A 2,261-nucleotide genomic window follows, 5' to 3' on the forward strand; every position below is an offset into this window, starting at 1 on the left:
CTCAGACTGAAGCGCACTTGATCATTGCTTATGCCGTCGGGCGGCTTCGTTTCCCAATGTAATACCCACACACGGCTGCGTCCGGCCTCGACGCTGATCACCTGGCGCTCTTCGCCTGTTACCGCGTCACGATGAATCTCTAGTCCCGGTAAATAACGAACCTCAGCGCGCAAGATACGACTGCCGGCTTGAGTAAGGCGCACCTTGCGCAGACGATGGCCGGGGCGGTCGTAGACATGGCACTCAAGATCATCCGCCCCATCCTCACGCTTCACCATCGTCACCAGACTCAGTTGATTGCGAACGTCCCAACTCATGGCCTGGCCGCGTTGCAACTCCTGCTGGTTGCCGTTGGCATCGAAGCCGTTGGTAATTTCCTCCTCGTCCGGTAGAGATCCATCTTCGCGCTGAGCCAGGCTGTGGTTGTTGAAACTGGAGGTACTCATATTGAACGTCGGTGCGCCGCTATGATGGCGGGAAAGTAGATTGCCGGCTGCGTCGTAGAGGAACGACTGAGTGTAATTGCGCAGTTGATTCGAATCCAACGGCATGCGCTTCAACGCTGGTAGTGCTAGTCCGTAGCCAGGAGTGATGACCTCCCGGCCACTGGCTTCGACCAGCTGATAAAGGCTGTCGTAGCGATAGCAGTTGATCGGATCGATACGCTGATTGTTGAAATAGCGCACCGACTGAGACTTGTCTTCAAGACTGACAATGTTTCCCACCGGGTCGTAACAGTAATTCAGATTCTGAAGAGGAGCACTGCCGGGAATACCGGCCAGGAGCTGGATCAAACGACCATCGTCAGCGCCATAAAAAGCCTTGTTCACCACGCGATTGCCGGCAGTTTCGCTCTCGATTTGACCAAGGGCATTGTAGTGAATAGAGCCGACCAGCAAGCGCGGCAGCTCATCAGAGCCCGCCAGTTGCAGCCGGGTTTCTTTCAGTTCGCCGGCCACCGTATAGTCGAACATCCTTAAGTTACCCATTGCATCGATCTGGGTCTGCATCTCATTTGTAGCAGTGAAGGTCTGAGCAGTGATAAAACCCTTACCGTCTTCCAAGAGATCATCACGCAGTGAAATGTCGGGAGGCCAGTCCGGCGCCTCCAGACCGCTCAGGAACTGCCGTGCTTCCACCAGACACGTATCGAACAAACTATATTCGGATAACCGCAAGGTGCCCGCAGGATCATCATGTCGAATTAGCCGACCGCATTGGTTATGGGCCGCGACTTCGTCACCGCAATCGCCATAGGTAAAGCGCTCCACCACCTTGGGTAACTGACCTGCCGCGTGTTCACGTACGGTAACAGGGCGCAGTAACGAGTCGTGCTCGATCTGTTGCTGGTTGGCGCGACTGTCCCAGGAATGAAGTAGTTGCCCGGCTGCGCCTGGCAAGGCCAGGCGCAGCCCCGCATCGACGCATTGCGTTGACAGTACAGGAGTGATCCTGTTGGGAACTTGCTTGCCCCCCATTGCAGCCTCCTTCCAGAAGCGCGGATCCCAACTAGCGATCTCTCGCCCGGCTGCATCGTAGGCATGCCGGGTAATCCGCGAGTCGGGCACCTGGCCAGACTCCGAGCGGCAGTAAGCAACTTCCCGACTCAACAGACCACGCGGGTCCATGACTGTCAGAGTGGGAGTTGAGCGATCTACAGAGATGTTGTCCATGGCTTTGAATAACACAGTAGGAATACGACGCCTACTGTCAGAAATTACAGGTAGATCTCTGCGTAATGCAGACACACCCGGTCCATCAGGCCGACATGGCTGCACGCTTCGTACCGCTGTCCGACGCACTCGACGGCTTGAACGGCGCGCTCTACAGCGAAACCGGGCATTACTGGCAAGGCGAAGAACTCTGGCGCGCGATCCGCGCCATCCCGATCACCGAACGGGTCCATGATCCGGTCGGTGACAGTGGTTTGCCGCCGCTATATCCGAAATAAACATCGAATGCCAGCTGCTACAAATACCAACCTGGAACAATCACCTTCAGGATGATTGTTCCAGTGCGCAGGTCAGGGTTGTTTGATCCAAAGCACATTGTCGCCCACACCAGGCGCCCAGTCCGACACGTACGAAACATGCGCCTGAATGCACCTCCACTTGCTCCCCGAATGGCTGACCCGTGCGTCTTTTTCATACCTCGCATTCAGCTCCCAAGCCGGATAATCCCCTCCTCCCCCTTCGGTTCTGACGCCCAGAGCGTTACTGGATGACGACAGTTTGCCGTTCTGGTCGAGCGCTTTCACAAAG

The 2,261-nt window shown here is 56.2% G+C and carries 2 protein-coding genes and 1 pseudogene; 1 reads left to right on the top strand and 2 read right to left on the bottom strand.

The features are described from left to right. A partial coding sequence (locus AC1DH9_RS29080) for an RHS repeat domain-containing protein (RefSeq protein ID WP_477809330.1) occupies positions 1-1,478 on the bottom strand: 1,478 nt, incomplete at its 3' end. Positions 1,479-1,750: 272 nt separating this feature from the next. On the opposite strand from AC1DH9_RS29080, the pseudogene AC1DH9_RS29085 reads away from it, so the two are divergent. Then, positions 1,751-1,951: pseudogene (locus AC1DH9_RS29085) on the top strand (BatD family protein); the annotation flags it as partial. 72 nt (positions 1,952-2,023) lie between these two features. Here AC1DH9_RS29085 and AC1DH9_RS29090 read toward each other — a convergent pair. Next, positions 2,024-2,261: carbohydrate-binding protein (locus AC1DH9_RS29090; RefSeq protein ID WP_477809331.1), on the bottom strand; the 238-nt coding region annotated here is incomplete at its 5' end.

Source organism: Pseudomonas sp. 05T35, assembly GCF_056396605.1.